A 21,963-nucleotide genomic window follows, 5' to 3' on the forward strand; every position below is an offset into this window, starting at 1 on the left:
GAATTCCTAAGCGGCGGTGGAGATGTCTTGTGATGTGTCGTTGGCTAAGTCCGGCGAAGTCTCTTCCGTGTTTGCGTCCGGTTCCCGTGAAAGCCAACGAGTGATTTTTTGTTCGCACTCGTTGCAGGCGCGGAAACACTTCACAAACGGACCCGCGACCCAGCGGTCCAGGGCGATGTCCATGAAGCCGCGGTCGAAACCAAATCGGTAGCACCAACGTTGAGCGGATTGGGGCAGCCAACGCACGCCCGACCAAGACGGTTGCGTCAAACGCGAGCCGATCTTGTTTTCGAGGTCGTTGTAGTCACGAAGCAGTGTTGGAGCACGAAGCAACTGCATCGTTCGCAACGTCGCGTGGCCCATGATGTGAATCAACGCGAGATAACGGAGTCCCAGCCCAATTTCGACCACGATGATTCCGACCTGGGTGAGCGAGGCGTACGCCAGCGATGTCTTCACGTCGTTCTGAACCCGAGACATCAACGCGCCACCGATCGCAGAGATTGCTCCCAGTGACAACACCATCATTTGCAATGCGAGCGAGGCTTCAATCAGTGGGCTGAGTCGAAGCAACAAATAGGCACCCAAGTGCACTGACAATGCACCATAGAAAATGGCGCTCGAAGGAGTGGGGCCTTCCATTGCTCGCGGCAACCATCCGCTGAACGGAAACAACGCCGATTTCCCTGCCGCACCAATCAACAACAATGTGCCGACCAGCAACGCCTGAGAAGGCGTCACCGCTGCGGTGCCTTCGGGCCAGATCCCTGAACTCATCAACCCGCCAAAGTCACCTTCCCCCACCATGTGATGCATGGTGATCGCGGCGATCAACAAGGCGGCGTCTGAGAGTCGGTAGATCGTCCAGACGCGTTGCCCGTTGCGAACCGGATTTTCGCGTTCATGGAAGTAGGCGATCAACAACGCTGACGACAGACCGACCATCTCCCAACCAACGAACAGGGTCTCAATCGTGCCTGCCAAGGAGGACAGCACCATCCCACAATAAAAGATGGCATAGAACAAAAAGAACCGGGCAAAGCCTTGCTCGCGGTGCAGGTATCGCCGCGAGAATTCACCGACGACGCCGCACAAAACGCATGACAGCATTAAGAACGGAATGCTCAATCGATCGAAGGTGAACTTCAGATGGAAGTGAAACGCTTGCTCAGGAATCGTGACCCAGTTTCCAAATTCAATCGGGACGTTGCGAATGCCGGTCGCCAACATCGCGATCAAAATCGCGATGGCTGGCAGCAGCGACAGCAACACCGACATTTGTGTCAGACGAACCGTGGCGGTTTCGCTGAACGGACGATTGAACAGCAGCGACAAACCCAGCACAGCCAGGAGCAACACGGGGCTGGCAACCACGGCGGTCCCCAGCGAGTGAAAGAAGATATCCAGAGTGCTCATGCCAGAACTCCCGCTGGACTTGCGTTCGATTCGGATGAAGTCATCGGTTGTTTGATCTCAGTTTCTTGAATGGTCGCAAAGCCCAGGTGGTCTCGCTGACCCCGGTACCAATGCATCGAGGATTCGACGATCGGGATTTCGGACCCGGAAACCACATGCGGTTCGTAATGTCCATCGACATAACGTTGGATGATGGAGGTGACCGGATCGATGACCGCGACCTGGACCCAGTTGCCCTCCACCAAACGGCGAATGCCCTCGTTTTTGGCAACGAGTTGCGATAGTTTTTCAGGGGTGGTCTCGATGACAAAGAGAATCCGCATCGGTTCGTGGATCTCAATCATTTGCTGCGAAAGTCCGGGACGCAAATCGCTGGCCGCGCCCGTCATGACGCCGACCATGGACGCGACATTGTGCGGTAGTTTGGAACCGCACCCGTAGCCTTCCACGTCGACGGTCGAAAAGTAGTACTCCAAACTGATGCCGCTACAAACCGGTATGGCCGCTTGCAAAATACGGGTGAGCACGCTGCAGTCTTCATCGTCCACCGCAGGATCGTATTCGGTTACGAACGCGCGTCGATCCAGGAACAACCCTCGCGACCAATCACGCCGACCAACCGTTACCAACGCGTTGGTTGCGTGGTTGTATTCGGGGCGTGCCTGCGACAGATCTTCCGCCCGTTCTTCCACGTGTTCGAGAGCCTCTTGCGGTGTCAGATCCAAGGGGGCAGACTCGAACCGACGAGCGCGTTCATGTGCGTTTCGCGTTCGGGTTTCATTGACCTTCGATTCAATTCGCCGAAACAGGGCTCGATGCGATCGGGGCAAAGAATCCAAGTCGTAGTAGTCCACGTCATCACTGCACGTGTTGTGATAGGCCCCGACAAAACGCACCTCCTCGGGCAACTCAATGCCCTGTTCGGCCACGCGTCGACGGACCCTGGGGTCATTGGCCATCACCGCGAAAGCACGTGCGTTGGGCCCACCGCGGCCACCGCTGCAAGCCCCGCAGTTGTAAGCGGATTCGTGGGGGTTGTTCAGGCTGCCGCTGCCATGACCAAAGAACACGATGATCGGTGGGAAGTCACGGACCATCCCGATGTCTTCTAGAATGCGGACAACGATCTGGGACATCTCGTCGAGGCTGTAACCCATCGATTCTGGAGCGGAACCCGGTTCCGCTGCCAAACGTTCCAGGTGCAATTCCGTTTTCGGTGGCCGCACGAAATTCCCCATCGACTCTCGGATTTGTGAAGTCAATCGTGGTGCCAGGATTCGGGCGACCATGGGGACCGTCGCCACAGCGCCGAACAGACCGGTGACCCAACCGCCAAGCAAAGTCCGTGAGTTCTGGTGGATCTGATGTGCGAACCATCCCAACCGTCGTCTGCGGAGTGCTCTTCGTTCACCCGCCGCCATCGACGAGAACAAAGGTTCTTCGCGAACATAATGTTGAGGAGAAATGATCCCCGGGCACAATGGCCGGAAATCAGCGTGGTCGGCTCCTTGGTAGTACATCGCAACCGCGAAGAAACCAGCCGCTGATGCGGTCCGACATTCTGGATCGACCTCTTCCAAGTGACGCCGGAACGACTCCTCTCGATCGTCAATGCAAAAGATGGCTGCGTAAGCCGGAGGCGGGGGCGGTTGCTTCAGCTCACGTCGACGGCGCGAGTGAATCGCGATCGCATCGAGAGCTTGTTTGGCATAGTGACGCTCGTACGCTGCGTGCAACAAACGACGACGATCCAAAGACGGAAACGATTCGATCTCAGTGATCAAGCACCGCCACTGTGCGGCTGACATGTTCAGCAATTGTTCGGGGGTCCATCCGCCCAATTGTGCCAATTGAAAGACGGTGTGGGTGCGTGAACGCTTGGACGGAGTGGACCGGGAACTCGCTGATTTTAAGGCGAGCCCAATGATCTCACTGGCGGTTCCAACGCTGAATTTTGCATTGCCAAAGTGCTCCACCGCGTGCGTGAGCAAGATCAGACGAACGGCCAAGTACTGGTTGAGAGAACCTTCCGGGACCGGGTTCGGCAAGAATGGGCTGTTCGTTTCCATCTGCCAAATCATGCCTGCCCAGCCTCTCAGCGTGAGCAGACACTCCGAGAGAAAACTCTCGCATTCGTTGTTCGGAATTCCAAGTTTGTTGAGTGAACATTCGATGCTTTGGATCGCATCCCAATCGGTGTGCTGGACTTCACGCAGCGCCGCGTCGATGCCCACCATCCAGTCCGCACGAATCGCCCACCTGCCCAAGAACAAATTGGCAAAGGCTTTGGCAAAGCCGTCTTCTCGTTCTGGCAGTGCCCAATCGGCAAAGCCCTGGTCGAGAAAGCTGCCGCAAAAACGAATCAGGACATCATCGATCTTCGTGTTCAGGTCGACTCCCAATTCGCCGAGCATCAAATGGTTCAGCGAATCAACGTGTGTTTCCGCAGGTGGCGGCACCTCCGCTTGCTCCATCCCCTGCCGACAAGCTTCCCAGAGAGCGTGCAGAACGAAAGATTCCCATTGCTCGTCGTTCCAGCGATGGATTTTGGATTCGCCCGCCGCCTGCAATCGATCACGCAGGGAAGAGGGAAGAGGCGATGGCCGAGTTGGTGAACTCGCTGCGGTTGTTTCCGTGTTCGCGAGCGGTTCGAGTTGCCGCATCACCCAGCTGCGAGTTTGAGTGATTGTTTTTTCACGGTACGGAGCAGGAACCTCGTTCCGGAATCGATCCAACAATTTTGTTTCAGCCAACACCCAGCTCAGTCCTGATTCCGGCATGGGCTGAAGCTCTGTTTGCAACATTGACAAACGCAACGTGTAGCGAGTTCCAAATGTCGCCACGAGTTTGTCTGCGTCTTCTTGCAAGTCAGCCATCAAGACTTCGCGAAGGTCTTCTCGGCAGATCCGACCTCGGGCAAGTTCTTCGTGGTAACGCTCCTCACTGAGATAGGGTTCGCATCCAAATCGACGTCCGCCTTCGAGCACAGCTTCTTCAAACGGCATGTCGTCGAAAGCATGCAAGGTGTTGTGGTGAACGAAAACCGAAATGGGCCCCTGAGCCGGTAGAAAGTGCCTGGCATGCTGAATCGCATGGACCACATCGAAGGGCGGAGGGTCCGTTTTCGCCGGAGAGGCGATCTGACCACTGGGCAGTGATGTGTCGTCAAAGTCTGCGGAGGAAAGAGCCGTTTGATCGCGGTTGTCGGAGGTCACGCCGGATGCAATCGATGTGGAGGGGGTGGGTTGGGTCATGCGAGCTTCATCTGGCCAGTCTGGCGTGGCACACGGAATCCGAACGCGAATGACAAAGAAGATAAGTCAAAATCAATTTTGCCGAAGTGACCCAAAGGGCCAGGATTCGCAAAAAGGTACCTGACACCTTTTTGGGCGTTCTGGGGGCGTGTGCGAGAAAACAGAGGTTGCTTGGCGAAGCACGTGTTGTGCCAAGGCCAGGTTTGGGTGAAAACGAATGCAACTGGTGAGCTTGCAGGGCGGGAATGACGCGGTTTTTGGCCCCGTGTTCGATTTCAGCGACAATGGGATGTCATCGGCAGGTGTGCAGTTGTTTGCACACCTGCACTGCAAAACCTTGCATCGACGCCCGCGAATGAAACTGTCCTTCCAACCACCCGATCTCGATGTTTGACAACCACGATGGACCCAGTGTCCGGCGTTTCGCCGCGGGGCTTGCACTGTTGAGCTTGACGGCGTTCGCGGTCACAGCGGCGATGTTGTACCACGTGCAACACGAGCAGGAAATTTTCGCAGAGTTGACCGAACACCTGCCCAAGAGCGACCTCGAAGCCGCTCGCGAATTGTCGGGCGAACTCAGTTTGCAGGGCGGATTGGTCGTGTTGCTGGGGCTGAATATCATCGGAACCGCGATCGCTTTGGCCTGGGTTGTTCGCGGCTACCTCAGCAGCGAACGAACGCTGCAAGATGTCAAAGTCTACTCCACCGACGTGCTGGCCAGCATGGATGCCGGGGTCATCACCACGGATCGCAATGGCCGGATGACCAGCATCAATCCCAGCGGATTGCAACTGGTCAACTGCGACCAAGAGCATCTGGGAAGGACGTTGGAATCACTCGGAAAACGTCACGCGTTGCTCGCCGAAATTCGTGACGAGGTCGCGACGTATCATCATCCCATTCGCGATCGTGATTACACCGTCGACAACCAAGGTCACCGTCAAACGTTGCGAGCGGGATGCACCTTGCTTCGAAACCGACGTGGAGAAGAAATTGGCACCGTGCTGCATGTGCGGGATGTGTCGGAAAAGGAATTGATTGAAGAACGCCTCCGCCGGATGGAACGCTACATGGGATTGGGGTCGCTTGCCGCAGGATTGCAGCATGAAATCAAGAACCCCCTGAGTGCCCTGTCCCTGCACATTCAACTGCTGTGTGAGCGGTTGGACGCGACAACACAAGACGCGGAAGTCGACGAATTGTTGGATGTCTTGCACACCGAGGTTCATCGCATCAACGATGTCCTGGACGGGTTCCGGAATTACGCGTCGACCAACCAAATCGGTCTCACGTCAGTGGACGTGGCGATTTTGATCGAACGATTGGTGCGGTTGCTGCGTCCACAAGCCGAGCAGCAATCGGTGAAGCTGGACGTTCAGCTCCCGGCTGAAATGGTGGGTTTGATCCAGGGTGACTCGGTCGGTTTGGAACAAGTCCTGTTGAACTTGGCATTGAACGGGATGGCTGCGATGGCTGACGGCGGAAAACTCACGTTCCGCCTCAGTCGCCAAGATGAATTTGTTCGGATCGATGTTCGTGATGAAGGCAACGGGATTCCCGAGGAAATTCGATCTCGCGTCTTTGATCCGTATTTCACAACCCGCAACAACGGCACTGGCATGGGGTTGGCTTTGTGTGACAAGATTGTCCGGCAACACGATGGCAGCATTGATTTTCGGGTGCTTGAGAACGACGCATCCGACACACACCGTTCCGTTCAAGGCACCGAGTTCACGGTCCTCCTTCCACTGAGTCAATCAGCATGAACCGCAGCGAATTCTCGGTTTTGATCGTCGATGATGAACCCAACATTCGTTCGGGGTTGGAAAAAGGTTTGGTCCAGGAAGCGGACCGAATCGAAACCGCCGTGGACGCCGAAAGTGGTTTGGCCAAGTTTGAATCGGGGCACTTCCAGTTGGTGATCGCCGACGTTCGATTGGGCGGAGGCATGGACGGCATCGAATTGCTTGGGCGAATGCGGCACATCGACCCGGAAGTGTCGGTGATTGTGATCACCGCGCACGGCACCGTTGAAACCGCCGTGGATGCGATGCGCGCCGGGGCGTTTGATTTCATTTCCAAGCCATTGGATTTGAACTTGGTTCGGCAGCAGGTCCGCAAAGCGCGGGAACACCGAGAACTGCGTCAGGAAAATCAAACGCTGCGAACCCGGTTGGCCGATGCGGGGGAACTGTCCAATATCATTGGGCAGTGCGCCGCGATGCAGGATGTCTTTCACCAAATCCGTCAAGTCGCCGCCACCGAAGCGACCGTGATGATCCAAGGAGAAAGTGGTTCGGGAAAAGAACTTGTCGCTCGTGCGTTGCATGACCTGAGCGACCGCAGTGGTGGTCCGTTCGTGGCGGTCAACTTGGGCGCGATGCCGGAAACATTGCTCGAGAGTGAGTTGTTCGGTCACGAGAAAGGATCGTTCAGTGGCGCCTCACGACAAAAGCCGGGGTGCTTCGAACAGGCAGGCGGCGGCACGTTGTTTCTGGACGAGGTCACCGAAATGTCCGCGAAGAGCCAAGTGGATTTGCTGCGTGTGTTGGAATCGCGGCGATTCACACGCGTGGGTGGTGAAACCGTTTTGGAAACCGACGTGCGAGTGGTTTCGGCCACCAACAAGTCTGTGCCGGAAATGATCCAAGACGGCTCGTTTCGCGAAGACCTCTATTACCGGTTGAATGTGATTCCAATCGAGGTGCCATCGCTGCGTCAACGCCGCGATGATATTCCGCTGCTGATTGAACACTTCCTTCAACACTTTTGCTCGCGACACGGCCGTCCGATGAAGCAAATCGCTCCGGACGCGATGCGGGTGTTGGTGGGGGCTCAGTGGCCGGGGAACGTTCGACAGCTTCGCAATCTGGTCGAGCGTTTGGTGGTGACGCACACGGGCGATGTGATCGATTCTCATGAGCTGCCGGCGGATTTGCAGCCCGCGACGCTGGGCAGTGGCACCAAGGTGCTGCCCGCCTCCTTGAGCGAAGCGGTCGAAAACTGTGAACGTGAGATGATCTCGGCGGTTCTAGCCGAGTGTGATTTCCATCGTGAAAACACGGCAAAACGGCTCGGCGTGAGCGTCCGAACGCTGCACTACAAGATGGGCCGCTACGGTTTGCACTGACCCTGCAATTCTTTGCAGTCTTCACGCAAACGCTTGCACGTTCCCTCGATGAGAGCCTGTTGGCGAATCCTGTCACGGATTTTCGCAGGAAAACTTCGCTGGGTTTGACGCCGTGATTTACGGGGGAAGATTGCGGCTTGGAGCTGAGTGCCCGGGCTCTGGAACCGCCTTGGTACGATGCATGCTCTTGAGTGAGCCGACCGCTCCGGCGGCAATGGTTTTCACTCAGTTTGCGATGCCGATCTCAATATGAACGCTCCCTCGGACCCCTCCGTCACCCCCACCGACGAGCCGCCACGAGGCGATCTCAACGGTTTCAAACGCTATTTCAAAGACGACCTGATCGCTGGCGGTTTGGTGTTCTTGATCGCCTTGCCGTTGTGCTTGGGGATCTCACTGGCGTCCGGTTTCCCCGCCATCGCTGGCGTGTTCACCGCGATCGTCGGCTCGGTCCTGACGACGTTTCTGAGCAACAGCGAACTGACGATCAAAGGCCCCGCGGCCGGGATGATCGTGATCGTGCTCGGAGCCGTGAATAGCTTCGGCTACACCGCAGGGGTGGACCAAGTGGCGGACATGCAAGCCTACAAAATGGCGCTTGCCGTTGGCGTGGTGGCCGGTTTGGTCCAGATCGTCTTCGGGTTGTTGCGGGCGGGGATCCTCGGCGACTTCTTCCCCACCGCGGCCGTGCACGGCATGTTGGCGGCGATCGGCGTCATCATCATGGTCAAGCAATTGCCCATCGTTGTGGGGCAGTCCGCGACCGGCGAACCGCTGGAAATTTTACGTGAGTTGCCGCACCTCTTGATGAACGCGAACCCCGAGATCGCGCTGATCGGCGGCGTGTCCTTGGTGATCTTGTTTGGTCTGGCGTTTCTAAAGAGTCGGACCAGTATCAGTTTCATCGACAAAGTCCCCGGCCCCTTGGTGGTTTTGTTGGTCGCGATCCCGTTGGGAATGGCGATGAATTTGACCAGCGACCACACGTACACATTGATGGGAAAAGAATTCGCGGTTGGTGAGAGCGACTTGGTAACCGTGCCCTTCAATTTGTTTGGTGCGATCACGTTTCCTGACTTCAGTGTGTTTCTCAACAGTGAAACACTGCCCACGGCATTGGGGTGGGTGTTGATGTTTGCATTGATTGGTTCTTTGGAATCGTTGCTCAGCGCCAAAGCCGTCGACATGTTGGATCCCTACAAACGAAAAACCAACTTGGACCGAGACTTGTGGGCGGTCGGAGTCGGCAACATGGCAGTCTCCTTGATCGGCGGTTTGCCCATGATCTCAGAGATCGTTCGGAGCAAAGCCAATCTCGACAATCAAGCCAAGACGCGATTCGCGAATATGTGGCACGGTGTCTTTTTGCTCGGATTCGTTGCCCTGTTGCCTGGATTGATCCACAACATCCCTCGGGCCGCGTTGGCTGCGATGCTGGTTTTCACCGGATTTCGTTTGGCATCGCCCAGTGAATTCCGAAGTGTGTACCGTGTGGGACGTGAGCAATTGATCATCTTCGCAACAACCTTGGTGGCTGTTCTCGCCACCGATTTGTTGATCGGGATCGGCATCGGGATCGGCACCAAATTCGCAATTCACCTGTTCAATGGTGTTCCTCTTCGATCGCTGTTTGTGCCGACGCTGGAATTCGATGAAACATCCGAAACCGAAGTCAGCGTTCATGCAACCGAGTCGGCCGTGTTCAGCAACTGGATCAGTTTTCGGCGTCGAGTGGTTGAAAAGAGCCTGAAACAAGGCAAGAACTGCACTGTTGATTTCAGCGATGTTCACCTGATCGACCACAGCGTGATGGAAAAATTGCATGAACTCGAAGGCGAATTTGCTCGCGAAGGGATTGAATTGAACGTCGTGGGGATGGATCATCACCAACCGTTCTCACGACATCCGATGGCCGCCCGAAAGCGACCGCTCGTGAGTCATTGATTCGACCCTTTTGCCCCCTCCGACGTCATGACGCGTCTTTTCGCGGGAACCCCGTTTGATATTCCACCGACCTGCGATTTGTGCGGTCAGAAGGAATCCGAGTGCCAGTGCACGCCGCTGCAAAAAGCTGACGTGGAGGCTGAAAAACAGCGGGAAGCGGACCGGTTGCCGCCGGAGAAGCAAACCGCTCGCGTTCGACTGGATCGACGCAAAGGTGGCCGCACGGTGACCTTGGTCGAAGGTCTCACGTCGCGAGCCAATGACTTGCCCGAATTGCTCGGCAAGTTGCAATCCGCTTGTGGTGCAGGTGGAACGGTGAAGAAGGCCGACGAACTGATCGAGTTGCAAGGCGATCACGTGGATCGGGTTCGGCAAAAGCTCGGCGAGATCGGCTACCGACTCAGAAAGTGATCGTGGGACAGCAGTCGGTCGATCGCTTCCATTCGCTGGCGACTGGGTGCCGTCAATTTCTGTTTGGCGTGAAGATAACGTTGCTCTTCCGCCAAACGTTGCTGCAGGTCTTCGTCCCTTCGCAGCAGAAACCAAGGGCCGAACATCACGCCCAGGGATTCCTCCAAGCGAACGCTCGCTAGACGGCGGTAAACCGGATCGAGAGCCATTCCAGATCGCCTCAGCAGCAGCACTTCAAAACGACGGGTGCCTGCGGTGCACTGTTCGTCGACCAGCCAGTAGCCGTTGTTCAGTGCCCATTGCCGGACCGAGCCGATGGCTTTGTTGGGTTGCAGGATCATCTGGTCAGGCAACCGGTTGGAATGGTTGGCAAGAATGCGAACGATCGATTGCCCGCCCATGCCACAAATGCTGAGCGAATCGAGTTCGTTTTCTTGGATGACATTCAACCCATCTCCCAGCCGGACTTCCGCGTTCAGGCCCTGCAAGGTGGCCGTTGAATTCCGGTGCGGTTGCGGTTTGTTTTCGACCGCGATGCCACGCTGGATTCTGCCGGTTGCCAGCAAAGCGGCCAGCAGGTGACCGTGGTCCGAACCGATGTCGGCATGGTTGGTTCCTCGAATCAGGGACGCCACCAATTTCAGGCGGTCATCAAGTCGAGGCATGACGGATCAAGAAGTTGGGATTCGCGAAGCGGCGCGATCGTCCAGGAACCCGCGAAGTTCTCGGGCCAGTTGTCCCGCCGATTGCGGTCGTTCGTCGGGATCGTCGGACAGGCATCGAGACAGGATGGATTCGAGTTTTGGGTTGAATTTCGGATTGATTTCTGTCGCGGGTCGCGGATCCGTGTTCGCAATGGCGTCGATCGTTTCCTCTCGACTGAGCGACAACGCACCGTGTGGATGCTCGCGAAGCAGGAACAGATAAAGGATCGTCGCGACCGCGTAAAGGTCCGATCGATGATCCACGCTGTTGGCGTCGCCGCGGGCTTGTTCTGGTGACATGTAGAGCGGCGTTCCAAGGACAGCCCCGTCGTGAGTGCTGCTGTTGGAAGTGGGGAGCTTCATGCGGAACATGGACTTGCTCAACCCAAAATCGACCAACTTGGGCTGCCCGTCAGGGCCCACCATGATGTTGGACGGTTTGACATCACGATGGATCACACCGTGATCGTGGGCGTGTTGCAACGCATCGCAAACCGTTGCCATCATCTCGATGATCCGCGTCGCTCGCGGTGATTCCGAGGTGATGTAATTCGCCAGTGATTCGCCGTCGATCAATTCCATCGCGTAGTACGCCAAGTCACGTTCGAGGTGGCTGGCGTAGATGGTGGCGATGCCAGGGTGATTCATCTTTCGCATCACCTGAATTTCGCGAGCGAAGCGTTCGAAGACCAAGTCCGTTGCAAGGTCCGCGCGAATGATTTTGATGGCGGCGGGCTTGCCTGAAGCACGGTGCATGCCTTTCCAAACGGTCGCAAACGCGCCACGGCCGATCAAATGTTCAACGTCGAAGCCCTCGATTTGTGGCTTGGTCCATTTCATCGGTGGCACCGCTTCGATGATTCGGCGAGCGGCTGCCAACCGGCTCTTGAGAAGTGGCGCCACGATCGGTTTGGTCAAGTAATCGTCCGCTCCCGCATCCAAACCCTGAATCATGTCCTCGTCACGGTCGCGACTGGTCAACAGAATGATGTAGGTGAAAGGGTGCTCTGGATCCTGTTTGATCCGGCGACAGATCTCGACCCCTTCCATGCCGGGCATCAACCAGTCCAGCAACGCCAAGCGGGGCGGGTCTTCAGATCGCAAGAGCCGATACGCTTCGTTGCCATCGGCAGCCAGTTCAATTCGGTAGCCCCAGGTTTCGACGGCTGCCGAAATCAAATTACGCCAAACCGGATTGTCGTCTGCGATCAACAATTTCATGGTGTTTCGTTTCCGGGGTGGTCGGATCCGGACGAAGAACGCAAAAATTTCTTCAGTTCAGTTTGGGCCAATTCGAACGCACTGACGAGTGCATTCATGCGATTCTCGAGAAAATGTGACCTCTCTTCTTCAGACGTCTCCCCCAAACAAAAGGTTTCCATGCTGTCCGCGATTTCTTGCGCCTGAGTCGCTCCGATGGCTGCCGCGGTTCCTTTCAGAGTGTGTGCTGCCCGAGCAACTTGAGTCCAGGCACCTGCGTGGATTGCCCGTTGCAGCTGTTCGATTTGGGATGGCAATTCATCGGAAATCGTTTGGGCCAACATGGTGAGCACCTGAAGATCTCCACCGACATTCTGAAGAATCACCTCGTGATTCAGGGGGGAAGCTCGATCCACAGGGGAGCTTGGCGAGGAAGTTGTCCTGCTTGTGGTGGGGGGCAAAAGCAGATCGTCTTGGTCATCTTGGCGAGAGATAGTGAATGATTCGATCGTGTCAAACAACAGTTCCGGCGGGTAGGGTTTGGTCAGGCATTCATTCATTCCTGCGTCCAAGCAGCGTTGGCGATCCTCTCGCATGGCGTGGGCGGTCAGTGCAATGACCGGAATATCGCGGGCCGGCGATGGCAGGTCGTTTCGAATGATTTGGGTGGCTGTCAGGCCATCAATTTCTGGCATCTGCACGTCCATCAGCACCAGATCAAACGCTTGCGACCGCAGATGTTTCAACGCATCTTTCGCGTTGGATACCGAAGTCACTCGGTGACCACGAGCACGCAGCATCGTTTCCGCAACGGTACGGTTGATGGCACCGTCCTCGACCAGCAACAACTCGCGTGTTTGGGCGCAGTGCCCGAACGAGTTCGTTGGTGCACTGGGCGGGTGGAGTTTCTCAATCTCGTGCTGTGTCGTGCCAATGGGCGTCCGCAACGGGATATCAAAACGAAAGCTGCTGCCTTCGTCCAGAACGCTGCTGACTTGAAGCTGGCCACCCATCAATTCAACCAGTTGGGAACTGATCGACAATCCCAATCCAGTTCCGCCGAAGCGGCGCGTGGTGGACGAGTCGCCTTGGGTGAACGCTTCAAAGATGTTGGCTCGCTGTTGTTCCGTCATCCCGATGCCGGTGTCGGTGATGGTGAACACGATGCGTGAACTTTGGTCCTCCGAAGTGTCCAAGATCGTCGCGTCCTGGGACTCCTTTTCGATGAAGACCGTGACTCGTCCTTGTTCGGTGAACTTCAAAGCGTTGCCGACCAAATTGATCAAGACCTGACGGAGTCGGGTGGGGTCACCGACGATGATTTCGGGGACGCCAACAGGTGGTTGGAATTGGAGTTGAACATTCTCGTTCTTGAGATTCGCCACCGCGTGCATGGTTTGACTGAGGAGATCTTTCAATTCAAACGGCACCGATTCCAAAGTCATCAGGCCGGAATCAATCTTTGAAAAGTCAAGGATGTCGTTCAGCACTGTCAGCAGTCCTTTTGCCGACGTTTGGATCATGTGCATGTAGTGGCGTTGTTCCTCGTTGAGTGAACAGCGGGTCATCAGCTCGGTGGTGCCCAAGATGCCATGCATGGGGGTGCGGATTTCATGGCTCATGTTGGCCAAGAATTGATTCTTCGTGACGGCAGCTTGTCTCGCTTGCGAGGCAGCTTGCGTTGCCAGGTCACGTTGGTCTTGTAGCAACGCGTGGCTGCGTTGTTGGGCGGCAATGCCGGCTTTGAGCATCCCAATGCTGGTGACCGCGCCCAGGAACAAAGTGATGAGCGCGGCGATCATTCCAATCACGCCGAGACGCGTGAGGATGACTGAGTGGATGTAGTGTTTGGCAGGGAAGTCGACTCCGACCAGGGCTTCGACCTTGCCCTTCGAATCAAACAGAGGTGCGTAAGCGGAAACCCATTCTCCCCAGCGATCGTGGCTGGGTTGATCGGCAAAGGTTGTGTCGCCACGGAAGGCCCTTTCGATCTGCTCAACGCTGCTGTCGTAAAAGATCTCACCAATTTCCGTCTGTCCTTCCCGGACGCCTTCGATCTTCCCATCGCCGTTGTAGTCCGTTTCCGAGTCGACGATGATTTGGAAGGGCTGCCCGGTGGGACGGTCTTGTTCCGTCAGCAAGTGAGTGGCCAGTTCCGATTCACTGAGATGCCGCATGGTGTAGATGTCGGTGACTTGTGGATTGACCGACAGCCAACGCTTTTGGGCGTTGATCATGCGCCGATAAACAGGATCGTCCGGCGATGTTTCCTTGTTGATTCCCGCGTGGCCGAGCTGTTGCAATTCGGCGGCGTAAGTGGGGGCGATGCCAAAGACTTGTTGACGCAATCGAGATCGCTGAAGACGGTCGGCGGTTTCGACTGCGAGGAACCCGCCGGTCAGCAACAGCAAAAGAATCCAGAATGACAACCTCGGCCGGCGACTCGACCCGATGGCTGCGGGGGAAGTCGCTGAATCCGGATGCGTGGATGAGGCGGGAGGCATGGCGCGGCGAACGCGCGAAAGAATGAAGGCATGGCCGGCCAAGAACACGACGCTGAACAGAACGTAGTCGATTCGAAATTCGTACCACGCTTGCCACATCGGTCAGTTGCCTCCAGCGGGGGCGAGCGTGTGAAGCACCAGCATGCCAACTCCGGCGAAGAGTGCGATTGTGTAAACGAGCACCACGATTGACCAAAGGAATCGCTGCCAAGTTGCGAAGTTTGGGTTGCGCCACAAGAGCGGGATCCCAAAGGCTCCCGTCACAAAGAACAGCACCGCCAGTGTCGCCGCAGGGCGGTTGGACCACTCCGCCGCATCGTCGGCGCGAGATTCGCTCCAGTAAGCCGGGGCAACCGAGCCCGGTTGAATCACGATCGAACGGTGGGCATCGCCTGAGACGCGGTGGGGATCCTGAGCGGTTGGCTCAACACCTTGCTTGGCAGCTGGGATTCCCAGGTTCGCTTTGGCGGAAGTCATCCAGACGATCTCGCTAAGGAAGTTGGTCGATGGCGGCACCGGCAGACGTTTCTGCCAGTCGACTTTGCGCCGTGGCGACAAGTGGTTCGACCGCCGCATTGGAACCATACAGTTCTTCAATGCTGTACCAAATTTTTCGGGCCGCTATGGTCCGTCCTTCCACGAACATTCGATCGGCTTCTTTCAGACGGTCCGTGATGATCCGCGCGGCTTCGGTTTGGTCGGTGTCGGACTGCGAGATGCGAGCGATCCGACTGCGAGCAAGGTTGACCAGAGGCTTGTACTGTTCTTCGTCACCGAGCACCGTGATCATCGACTGATACTTGTCGACCGCGGTCGCATTGTCGCCAAAGGTTTGATACCGCATGGCCTCGGCAACGAGACGCTCCGCTTCATTCTGGAGCGGTAGGTTTCGATTCATTTTGACAGTCAGGGCATGTTCAGCTTCGACCATTCGAACGCGATCAATTTGCTCGGAGGCCCATTCGGCATGTTCGCCATCCGGGAACTGAGCCAGCATCGGTTCGAGGTAGCTGATGCGAGCTTGAGACATCGAGGATCGAGTGTCTTCGGCCAGCAATTCCTCCGCTTCGTTTCGCATCTTGGATTCATTCAACGGCCAAGCGATCCAGACCAGCATCCCCACCAACAGGGCCAAGACTGGTAGCAGCACCAAGGCTTGATCATGCCACGGAGTTGCATTCGGGATGGCATCGATGTCCGCGGTGATCTCTTTCCTGCCCAGCAGTTTGCGAGCTTCTTGGCGATCCGCATCGTCCGTGACCGACAACGGACTGAATCCACTGGAGGCATGTTCGGCGACACCACTGCGAGACATCGCACGTCTGCGAACCTCGGCCAACTGCAACTTGACCGCCGCGGCGGACACGGGACGCTGACCAGGATCTTTGTGGAGCAACTGCATCACCAAACGATCCATCCACACCGGACATTCCATCACCGTGGACGCCACCGACGTCGGTGATTGATACTTCAGGTTGCTGGTGACTTCTTGAACCGTGGAACCGGTGATTGGCGGAGCGCCCGTGAGCGCTTCGTACAGCAACGCACCAAACAGATAGAGATCGGTGCGAGCCGTCACCGGATCGTTCTGAGTGGGGGCTTCGGGGGCCGACCGCATCATCTGGTCGATCGAAGGCGGTCGTGAAATGTGGTAGGGGCCGTTTCGGAACGGAGGCGTTCCGTCAACATCACGGACATCGATCAGCACCGGACTCAATCCAGCAATGATGACCTTGTCGGGTGTGATCCTTCCATGCACGATGTCGCGGTCGTGCAGATACATCAACGCATCGATCAGAGGTTCTGCCAATTCCAAAACCGATTCCCATGGCAATCGTCCTCGGCGCTGGAGCTCTTCCGCCAGAGTTGGTCCTTCGACCAATTCGTGAGCCAGGTAGGCTTCCGATTCTTCAAAACCACCGCCGTAGCATTTGACGATCGCGGGATGATCGAGCCGTTTCAGGCGATCCCATTCTTCCGCGAAGGCTTGCCGGGATTCCAAGGTTCCGCCAAAGGGCATTTGGAACACGCGAACAGCGACTGCCTTCCGCATTTTGATATGCACGGCACGCCACACACGCGCGTCCCTCGCCGACGGGTCCGGACCCAGCGGGGATTCAATGGCGAGCGGACCGAGACGACTGCGAGGCATGGGGCAACGAAAGAAAACGGAATGAAATCAGCACCTTCTCTATCATACCCACGATGCAGGAGATTGGGTCGCGAAGTCGATCAGGCCCCCACGTTTAACCCGCCAAAGCGACGTTGTCGGCCGGCAAATTCATCCAAAGCTGCCTGGAAGTCGTCTCGCTCGAATTCCGGCCAGCATTTCGGTGTGAAGTGCAGTTCGGCGTAGCTGATTTGCCACAGCAAATAGTTGCTGATGCGAATGTCCCCGCCAGTCCGGATCATCAAATCGACATCCGGCAGTCCCGCTGTGTCGAGTGTTTCATCCACCAACGATTCTGTGATCTCATCGATGGACCGCTCGCCGTTTTGGACCTGCTGAGCAACTTTCCGAGCCATGCGTGTCAGCTCGTCGCGACCGCCGTAGTCGACCGCCAACACCAGTTCGGTGCCGGTGTTGTTCTCGCTTATCGCCTGTGTCTTCGCGATTTCTTTGAGGACTTCCTCGCTGAGACGATCGCGTCGTCCGATGAATCGCAAACGCATGTTCTGATCGCGAATGGTTCGCCGTTCCTCGACGAGATATTGCTGAAGCAGGTGCATCAGAAAATCGAGTTCAGCCTGCGGGCGTTTCCAGTTTTCGCTTGACAGGCAATACAACGTCAACGCGTCAAGCTTGAGTTCACTGGCCATTTCGGTGACGGTACGCACCGTCGTCACGCCGCGCCGGTGCCCTTCAATGCGAGGTAAACCGCGTGCCTGCGCCCAGCGGCCGTTGCCGTCCATGATGATCGCGACGTGACGTGGAAGATTCATGCTGAGAAGTGGAACAGAAGTCATGCAAGTTTGGATAGGACCGCTTCGACACACGGTTTCCAATCCCCAAGTTCGGTCTGGCGAACGATTTCAACACTGGGGTACCAACGAGTCGTCTCCCCCGATCGGAGCCAACGCCAATCGGGAACTTTGCCCAGCAGCAATATCGTGCGTACACCAAGCGATCCCGCCAAGTGGGCAATGGCCGTGTCGGTGGTGACCAAGGCATCCAAATTGCGAAGCACCGCGGCGGTGTCCACGAATTGTCCACCGGATTGGTCCAGTTTGTCAGGCAAGCGGTGAACCAAATCTCCCAAATCGCTTTGGTCAAGTTGCTCCGATCCGTGGCCAAATTGCAAGCTGATGGATTTCAGGCCTGGCGTCTCGATCAACGGCCGGAACGTTTCCAACGGAATGCTGCGATAGACATCGGCGTGGTGTTCTGGGTTGCCCTGCCAATTGAGCCCGATCAATTTCTTGCCGGATTGTCTCAACGGCTGAAGGAAATTTCCCCAGTAGTGGACAGTGGATGCAGGGACATCCAAGTAGCCCACGTACTGCCCTGGCTCTGTTCTCTCAAACAAATCGGCGCCGTCGTGCAGCTTGCCATCGCGTTGGTACAGACCGTCCAGCACTTCGAGGAATGACCCTTGGAAATCGATCGTTGCCCCGGCCGGCAGGCTCATCAAGGCGGATTGGGCATCGACGTCTGGAATCAGGCATTCGATTCCAAGTCCGGTGCTGCCGACGGCGGACGAGAACAGCGGAATCAGTTTCGGTGGGCAGACGACCATGACCCGGGCGCCATCCTGAGCGAGTGCTCCAGCGACCCGCAGAAAATGAATCGCGTCGCCGAGCCCTTGTTCGGGATAAATCAAAACGGTGTTGCCATCGAGCGGTTGGCCGGACCACACGGGCACATGTCCGCCAGCGGACCGCAAGTGATCTGCGATCGCGGGGCGGCCAACACCGGGCATTCGCCAACGCCAACGGTATTCGTTCCAACCTCGGTCGTAATCACCCTGCAGCAATGAGATCACACCCAGGTTGCGGTGCAGTTCCGCGTTGTCGGGCTGGATGGCGAGGCCTTCTTCGTACCATTTCAGGCCACGTTCAATTTCGCCGTTCCAGATCCACAGCGTGCCACGATTCTTGATCGCGGAAAGATAGCCGGGTTGCTGCTGCAGTGCGTTGGCAAAGCTTTCCTCGGCCCGGTCGACCTCACCGAGCATTCGGAAGGCGTTGCCGAGGTTGTTCCACGCGATCGGAAAATTGGAACGCAGGTCGATCGCTTTTTGGTACGAGTCCACCGCACCGGTGAAGTCTCGTTTGTCAAACTGAGCGATGCCCAGGTAGACCCAGGCATCGGCAGATTGGGGCACTTGACGCAAAACGCCGCGATACATTTGCATCGCGGCGTCCACGTTACCCGATTGATGAACTTGCCAGCTTTGCTGCAAGATCTCGGCCAAGGTTGGCATCAGTCCAGGAAGCCAACGAGGTCTTGGCTGCGGCTGGGCTGTTGAAGCTTGCGAACCGCTTTGGCTTCGATTTGACGAATCCGTTCGCGGGTCACCTTGAAGATGTGCCCGACTTCTTCCAGCGTGTAGCTGTAACCGTCGCCCAAGCCGTAACGCAGTTTGATGATTTCGCGTTCACGGTAGGACAGGCTCTTCAGCACGCCGGTGATTCGTTGACGAAGCATTTCTTGTGTCGCACCAATCTGGGGGCTCTCTGCGGTGCCATCGGGCAGCAGGTCGCCGAACTGGCTGTCTTCGCTGTTGCCAACGGGACGGTCCAACGAGATTGGGAAACGGCTCATCGTCAAAACACGACGAGCTTCTTCGATTGTCACATCGGCACGACGCGCGGTTTCTTCGATCGAGGGTTCACGACCGAGTTCTTGCAACAACTGGCGAGCCACGTTGCGAACACGGCTCATGGTTTCGACCATGTGAACCGGGATTCGAATCGTGCGGCTTTGGTCGGCAACGGCCCGGGTGATCGCTTGGCGAATCCACCAGGTGGCGTAGGTGCAGAACTTGAATCCACGACGGTATTCGAATTTGTCCACTGCTCGCATCAAACCGGCGTTGCCCTCTTGGATCAGGTCCAAGAACGACAGGCCCCGGTTGCGATACTTTTTCGCGATCGAGACGACCAACCGCAGGTTGCCTTCGCTCAGTTCCCGCTTGGCTTGTTGGTAATCGCTGTAAACGGTTCCCAACATTTTGACGCGGTTGCGAAGCGAGGTGGGCGTTTCCTGGCAGGCGGTCAGGATCTGACGACGCTCGTGCAGCAATTGCTCACGGACTTCACGGCCGTGTTTGGTTCGTTTTTGCTGACGCACCAACTCATCAATTTCGTCGAGTCGCCGGGAGAATTTCTCCAGCAAGGCGATTCGCGTTTCGATGCGTTGGGTACGCAGACCGAGTTCTTCGACCAACCGAACGGCACGGCGGCGGCGGCGAGCCAGGGCACGCCAAGCTTCGGCACGACGGCGAGCGGGCGCACTCTTGCTCATCGCGACTTTCCAGTCGTGACGGTTGCGGTTGAGCAACGTTTGAAGGGTTTTCAGGTTGTGAGGCAAACGACCAATGATCTGCTCTTTTTCCAAACGGTCGGTCACACTGACCTGAACGGTTCGGTCGAATGGCAACTGGCCGCGATAGACCTTCTTCAGCGTCTTGTAGGCTTCGACCAACACGTAGTGGTTCTCGAGCAACTTCGTGCGGAAGCGGCGGCGAGTTTCTTCGATGCGTTTGGCCAGCTCGATTTCTTGACGGCGCGTCAGCAAAGGGATTTCACCCATTTGCGTCAGGTACATGCGAACAGGGTCGTCCGACCAAGTTTCCGATTCGTCGAGCGCAATCAGTTCGTCCGGGCTGTCCAATTGGACTTCGCCTTCGGGCGCATCGGCAACACTGACCGCGTTGTCGTCTTCGCTGTCTTCGACTGGTAACTTGCGGAATCCTCCTGTGACCACGTCGGTGCTTTGTGCCGAAACGTCGTCGAAATCATCCATCATCGGATCAAACAAAGTAGATACTCCTTTAGGTGGCTGTCTTTTCTATGGTCGACGACCGCGGTTGGTTTGGTGGGTCGTCACAAAGAACGCTGTGGCGAATCAGCGTTCGGGGCAATTTGGTTCGTTTTGGGACATCCGTGTCGTGGGGGCGGCGACACTCGTGTGAGCAGCGCGTCGTCGGAGTGTAATTACGCCGAATGTGAGGTCGAGACGTAATCTGCCGCCTGGCATGGGGTCACTGGTGAAGTCGGTCAGGAGAAGTTCGAGAAGCACTTGGGATTCGAGAAGAACAATCAATCAATAACGAATTCGAAACAGTCCATGTGTTGGGAATCTGGCCAGGGCGAGGGACGCGGGTGCAGATCAACTGATCGACCGACGACATCCATTGAAGAAAATTCCGACACACAGTGACTCTACCACCCGTTAACCTGCGAACCTCCGAACAACTGCCAATTGGAAAAATTTTCCGATTGACCCGGTATTCCATCCTGGAGGCTGAAAAGGGACGGTGGACCGTTTGTTGCGCGAACCGAATCCCATTCGGAAGCGAAGACGAACGATAGCTCGTTGTGGTTGTATCGCGACTCATCCAGAGGATGTCCGGTCAGGCAAACGTGATTCTCGAGATCGACTGGTCAGACAAGCAGAAGAAAATCAGATGAAATTCTGGTCCTGCTTGCCGTCCAAAGGCCGTTCGACGAGAGTGACGTCCTGACGGGAGCGATTGGTCGTGTGTTACCCTCAGCACACCGTGATTCTAGTTCCCAGAATGGCTCGGTCCACCCGGGCGTTGTTCTTTTGACCCGCGATTTCAGCCATGTATTTGCTTCCCTGCCCGCATTGTGAAGTTCCTGCCGCCGTCAGTCCCGCTCGAGCGGGTGACCGAATCGCATGCCCGCATTGCGGTCAGGAAATCGCCGTTCCCAAGCTTGGTGAATTGCGTCAACTTCCCACCGCTGAGGGCGACGAAACGGTTGAAAAGTCCAACGCTCGAGCAGCAGAGGGCCGTGCCAACCGGCCGACAGTGCTGTTCACGGCACTGGGTTTGCTAGCGGCGGGGTTGTTTCTTGCCGCAGCGTTTTGTGCCGTGAATTGGGCAACAATCCGTATCCCGATGACCACCGAAGGGCACATCGACGAGTTCCGCCAAGCTTACCAAGAGGTCAGTTCGGCCCAAATGATTCGCGAATGGGAAGAAATCAATCGCAATGGAGTCGACCTGCCCGCGATGTACCAGTACCGGGTCATGGAGCTCGACAAATGGGCTTGGCTGCGGAACGCGGGACTGTTTTCGGGAGCCGGTTTGTTGGCCGTCATCGGAGCCGTTTTTGTCGGTCGATCGGGTCGGGCAAGCGGTGCTTGAGACCTTTCAGAATCCAGAAAAAAAATTCGCGCCGATTTCATTCCACCAGTTCCCGCGAAGGGA

General features: G+C 56.6%; 16 protein-coding genes. 6 read left to right on the top strand and 10 right to left on the bottom strand.

Features of this window, described 5'->3' with window-relative positions; all coding sequences use genetic code 11:
- Positions 1–6: 6 nt before the first annotated feature.
- Together RISK_RS22500 and RISK_RS22505 are read right to left on the bottom strand one after the other, a co-directional pair.
- Positions 7–1,416 (bottom strand): proton-conducting transporter transmembrane domain-containing protein, encoded by a 1,410-nt coding sequence (locus RISK_RS22500; protein ID WP_047816526.1) that lies wholly within the window; start codon positions 1,414–1,416, stop codon positions 7–9.
- Complete coding sequence (locus tag RISK_RS22505; RefSeq protein WP_083435123.1) at positions 1,413–4,670, bottom strand: DUF2309 domain-containing protein; 3,258 nt, start codon at positions 4,668–4,670, stop codon at positions 1,413–1,415. Before RISK_RS22505 ends, RISK_RS22500 begins: the two co-directional genes overlap by 4 nt.
- Before the next feature lie 217 nt (positions 4,671–4,887).
- On the opposite strand from RISK_RS22505, the gene RISK_RS32345 reads away from it, so the two are divergent.
- From RISK_RS32345 to RISK_RS22525, 5 genes are all read left to right on the top strand, one after another.
- Complete coding sequence (locus tag RISK_RS32345; RefSeq protein ID WP_160311488.1) at positions 4,888–5,064, top strand: hypothetical protein; 177 nt, start codon at positions 4,888–4,890, stop codon at positions 5,062–5,064.
- Complete coding sequence (locus RISK_RS22510; protein ID WP_047816527.1) at positions 5,057–6,436, top strand: two-component system sensor histidine kinase NtrB; 1,380 nt, start codon at positions 5,057–5,059, stop codon at positions 6,434–6,436. The genes RISK_RS32345 and RISK_RS22510 overlap by 8 nt, the downstream gene beginning before the upstream one ends.
- Positions 6,433–7,800, top strand: a complete 1,368-nt coding sequence (locus tag RISK_RS22515) for a sigma-54-dependent transcriptional regulator (protein WP_047816528.1) — start codon at positions 6,433–6,435, stop codon at positions 7,798–7,800. The genes RISK_RS22510 and RISK_RS22515 overlap by 4 nt, the downstream gene beginning before the upstream one ends.
- A 249-nt stretch (positions 7,801–8,049) precedes the next feature.
- Complete coding sequence (locus RISK_RS22520) at positions 8,050–9,744, top strand: SulP family inorganic anion transporter (protein ID WP_047816529.1); 1,695 nt, start codon at positions 8,050–8,052, stop codon at positions 9,742–9,744.
- A gap of 27 nt (positions 9,745–9,771) precedes the next feature.
- The gene (locus RISK_RS22525) at positions 9,772–10,155 is read left to right on the top strand and encodes a translation initiation factor (protein WP_047816530.1); all 384 of its coding nucleotides are present in this window, start codon (positions 9,772–9,774) and stop codon (positions 10,153–10,155) included.
- Here the strand turns inward: RISK_RS22525 and RISK_RS22530 are convergent.
- From RISK_RS22530 to RISK_RS22565, 8 genes are all read right to left on the bottom strand, one after another.
- A complete protein-coding gene (locus tag RISK_RS22530) occupies positions 10,137–10,820 on the bottom strand; it encodes a class I SAM-dependent methyltransferase (protein ID WP_047816531.1) in 684 nt (227 codons plus the stop codon). The genes RISK_RS22525 and RISK_RS22530 overlap by 19 nt on opposite strands.
- 6 nt (positions 10,821–10,826) lie before the next feature.
- Positions 10,827–12,080, bottom strand: coding sequence for a protein kinase domain-containing protein (locus RISK_RS22535; RefSeq protein ID WP_047816532.1), 1,254 nt, complete (start codon positions 12,078–12,080; stop codon positions 10,827–10,829).
- On the bottom strand, positions 12,077–14,662 hold the full coding sequence (locus RISK_RS22540) for a hybrid sensor histidine kinase/response regulator (RefSeq protein ID WP_047816533.1): 2,586 nt from the start codon (positions 14,660–14,662) through the stop codon (positions 12,077–12,079). Before RISK_RS22540 ends, RISK_RS22535 begins: the two co-directional genes overlap by 4 nt.
- 3 nt (positions 14,663–14,665) lie before the next feature.
- Entirely contained in the window at positions 14,666–15,040 is a 375-nt protein-coding gene (locus RISK_RS22545; RefSeq protein WP_047816534.1) for a hypothetical protein, read from the bottom strand.
- A gap of 13 nt (positions 15,041–15,053) precedes the next feature.
- Positions 15,054–16,715 (bottom strand): serine/threonine protein kinase, encoded by a 1,662-nt coding sequence (locus RISK_RS22550; RefSeq protein ID WP_047816535.1) that lies wholly within the window; start codon positions 16,713–16,715, stop codon positions 15,054–15,056.
- Positions 16,716–16,795: 80 nt separating this feature from the next.
- The gene (gene uppS / locus RISK_RS22555; protein WP_047816536.1) at positions 16,796–17,530 is read right to left on the bottom strand and encodes a polyprenyl diphosphate synthase; all 735 of its coding nucleotides are present in this window, start codon (positions 17,528–17,530) and stop codon (positions 16,796–16,798) included.
- On the bottom strand, positions 17,527–18,987 hold the full coding sequence (locus RISK_RS22560; RefSeq protein ID WP_047816537.1) for a tetratricopeptide repeat protein: 1,461 nt from the start codon (positions 18,985–18,987) through the stop codon (positions 17,527–17,529). Before RISK_RS22560 ends, uppS begins: the two co-directional genes overlap by 4 nt.
- Positions 18,987–20,546, bottom strand: coding sequence for a sigma-70 family RNA polymerase sigma factor (locus RISK_RS22565; RefSeq protein WP_047816538.1), 1,560 nt, complete (start codon positions 20,544–20,546; stop codon positions 18,987–18,989). The genes RISK_RS22560 and RISK_RS22565 overlap by 1 nt, the downstream gene beginning before the upstream one ends.
- A gap of 808 nt (positions 20,547–21,354) precedes the next feature.
- Between RISK_RS22565 and RISK_RS22570 the strand changes: the two genes are divergently transcribed.
- Positions 21,355–21,900 carry a membrane protein gene (locus RISK_RS22570; protein ID WP_047816539.1) on the top strand — a complete coding sequence of 182 codons (546 nt, stop codon included), beginning with the start codon at positions 21,355–21,357 and terminating at the stop codon, positions 21,898–21,900.
- Positions 21,901–21,963 lie beyond the last annotated feature (63 nt).

It is taken from the genome of Rhodopirellula islandica (assembly GCF_001027925.1).
GTDB lineage: Bacteria > Planctomycetota > Planctomycetia > Pirellulales > Pirellulaceae > Rhodopirellula > Rhodopirellula islandica.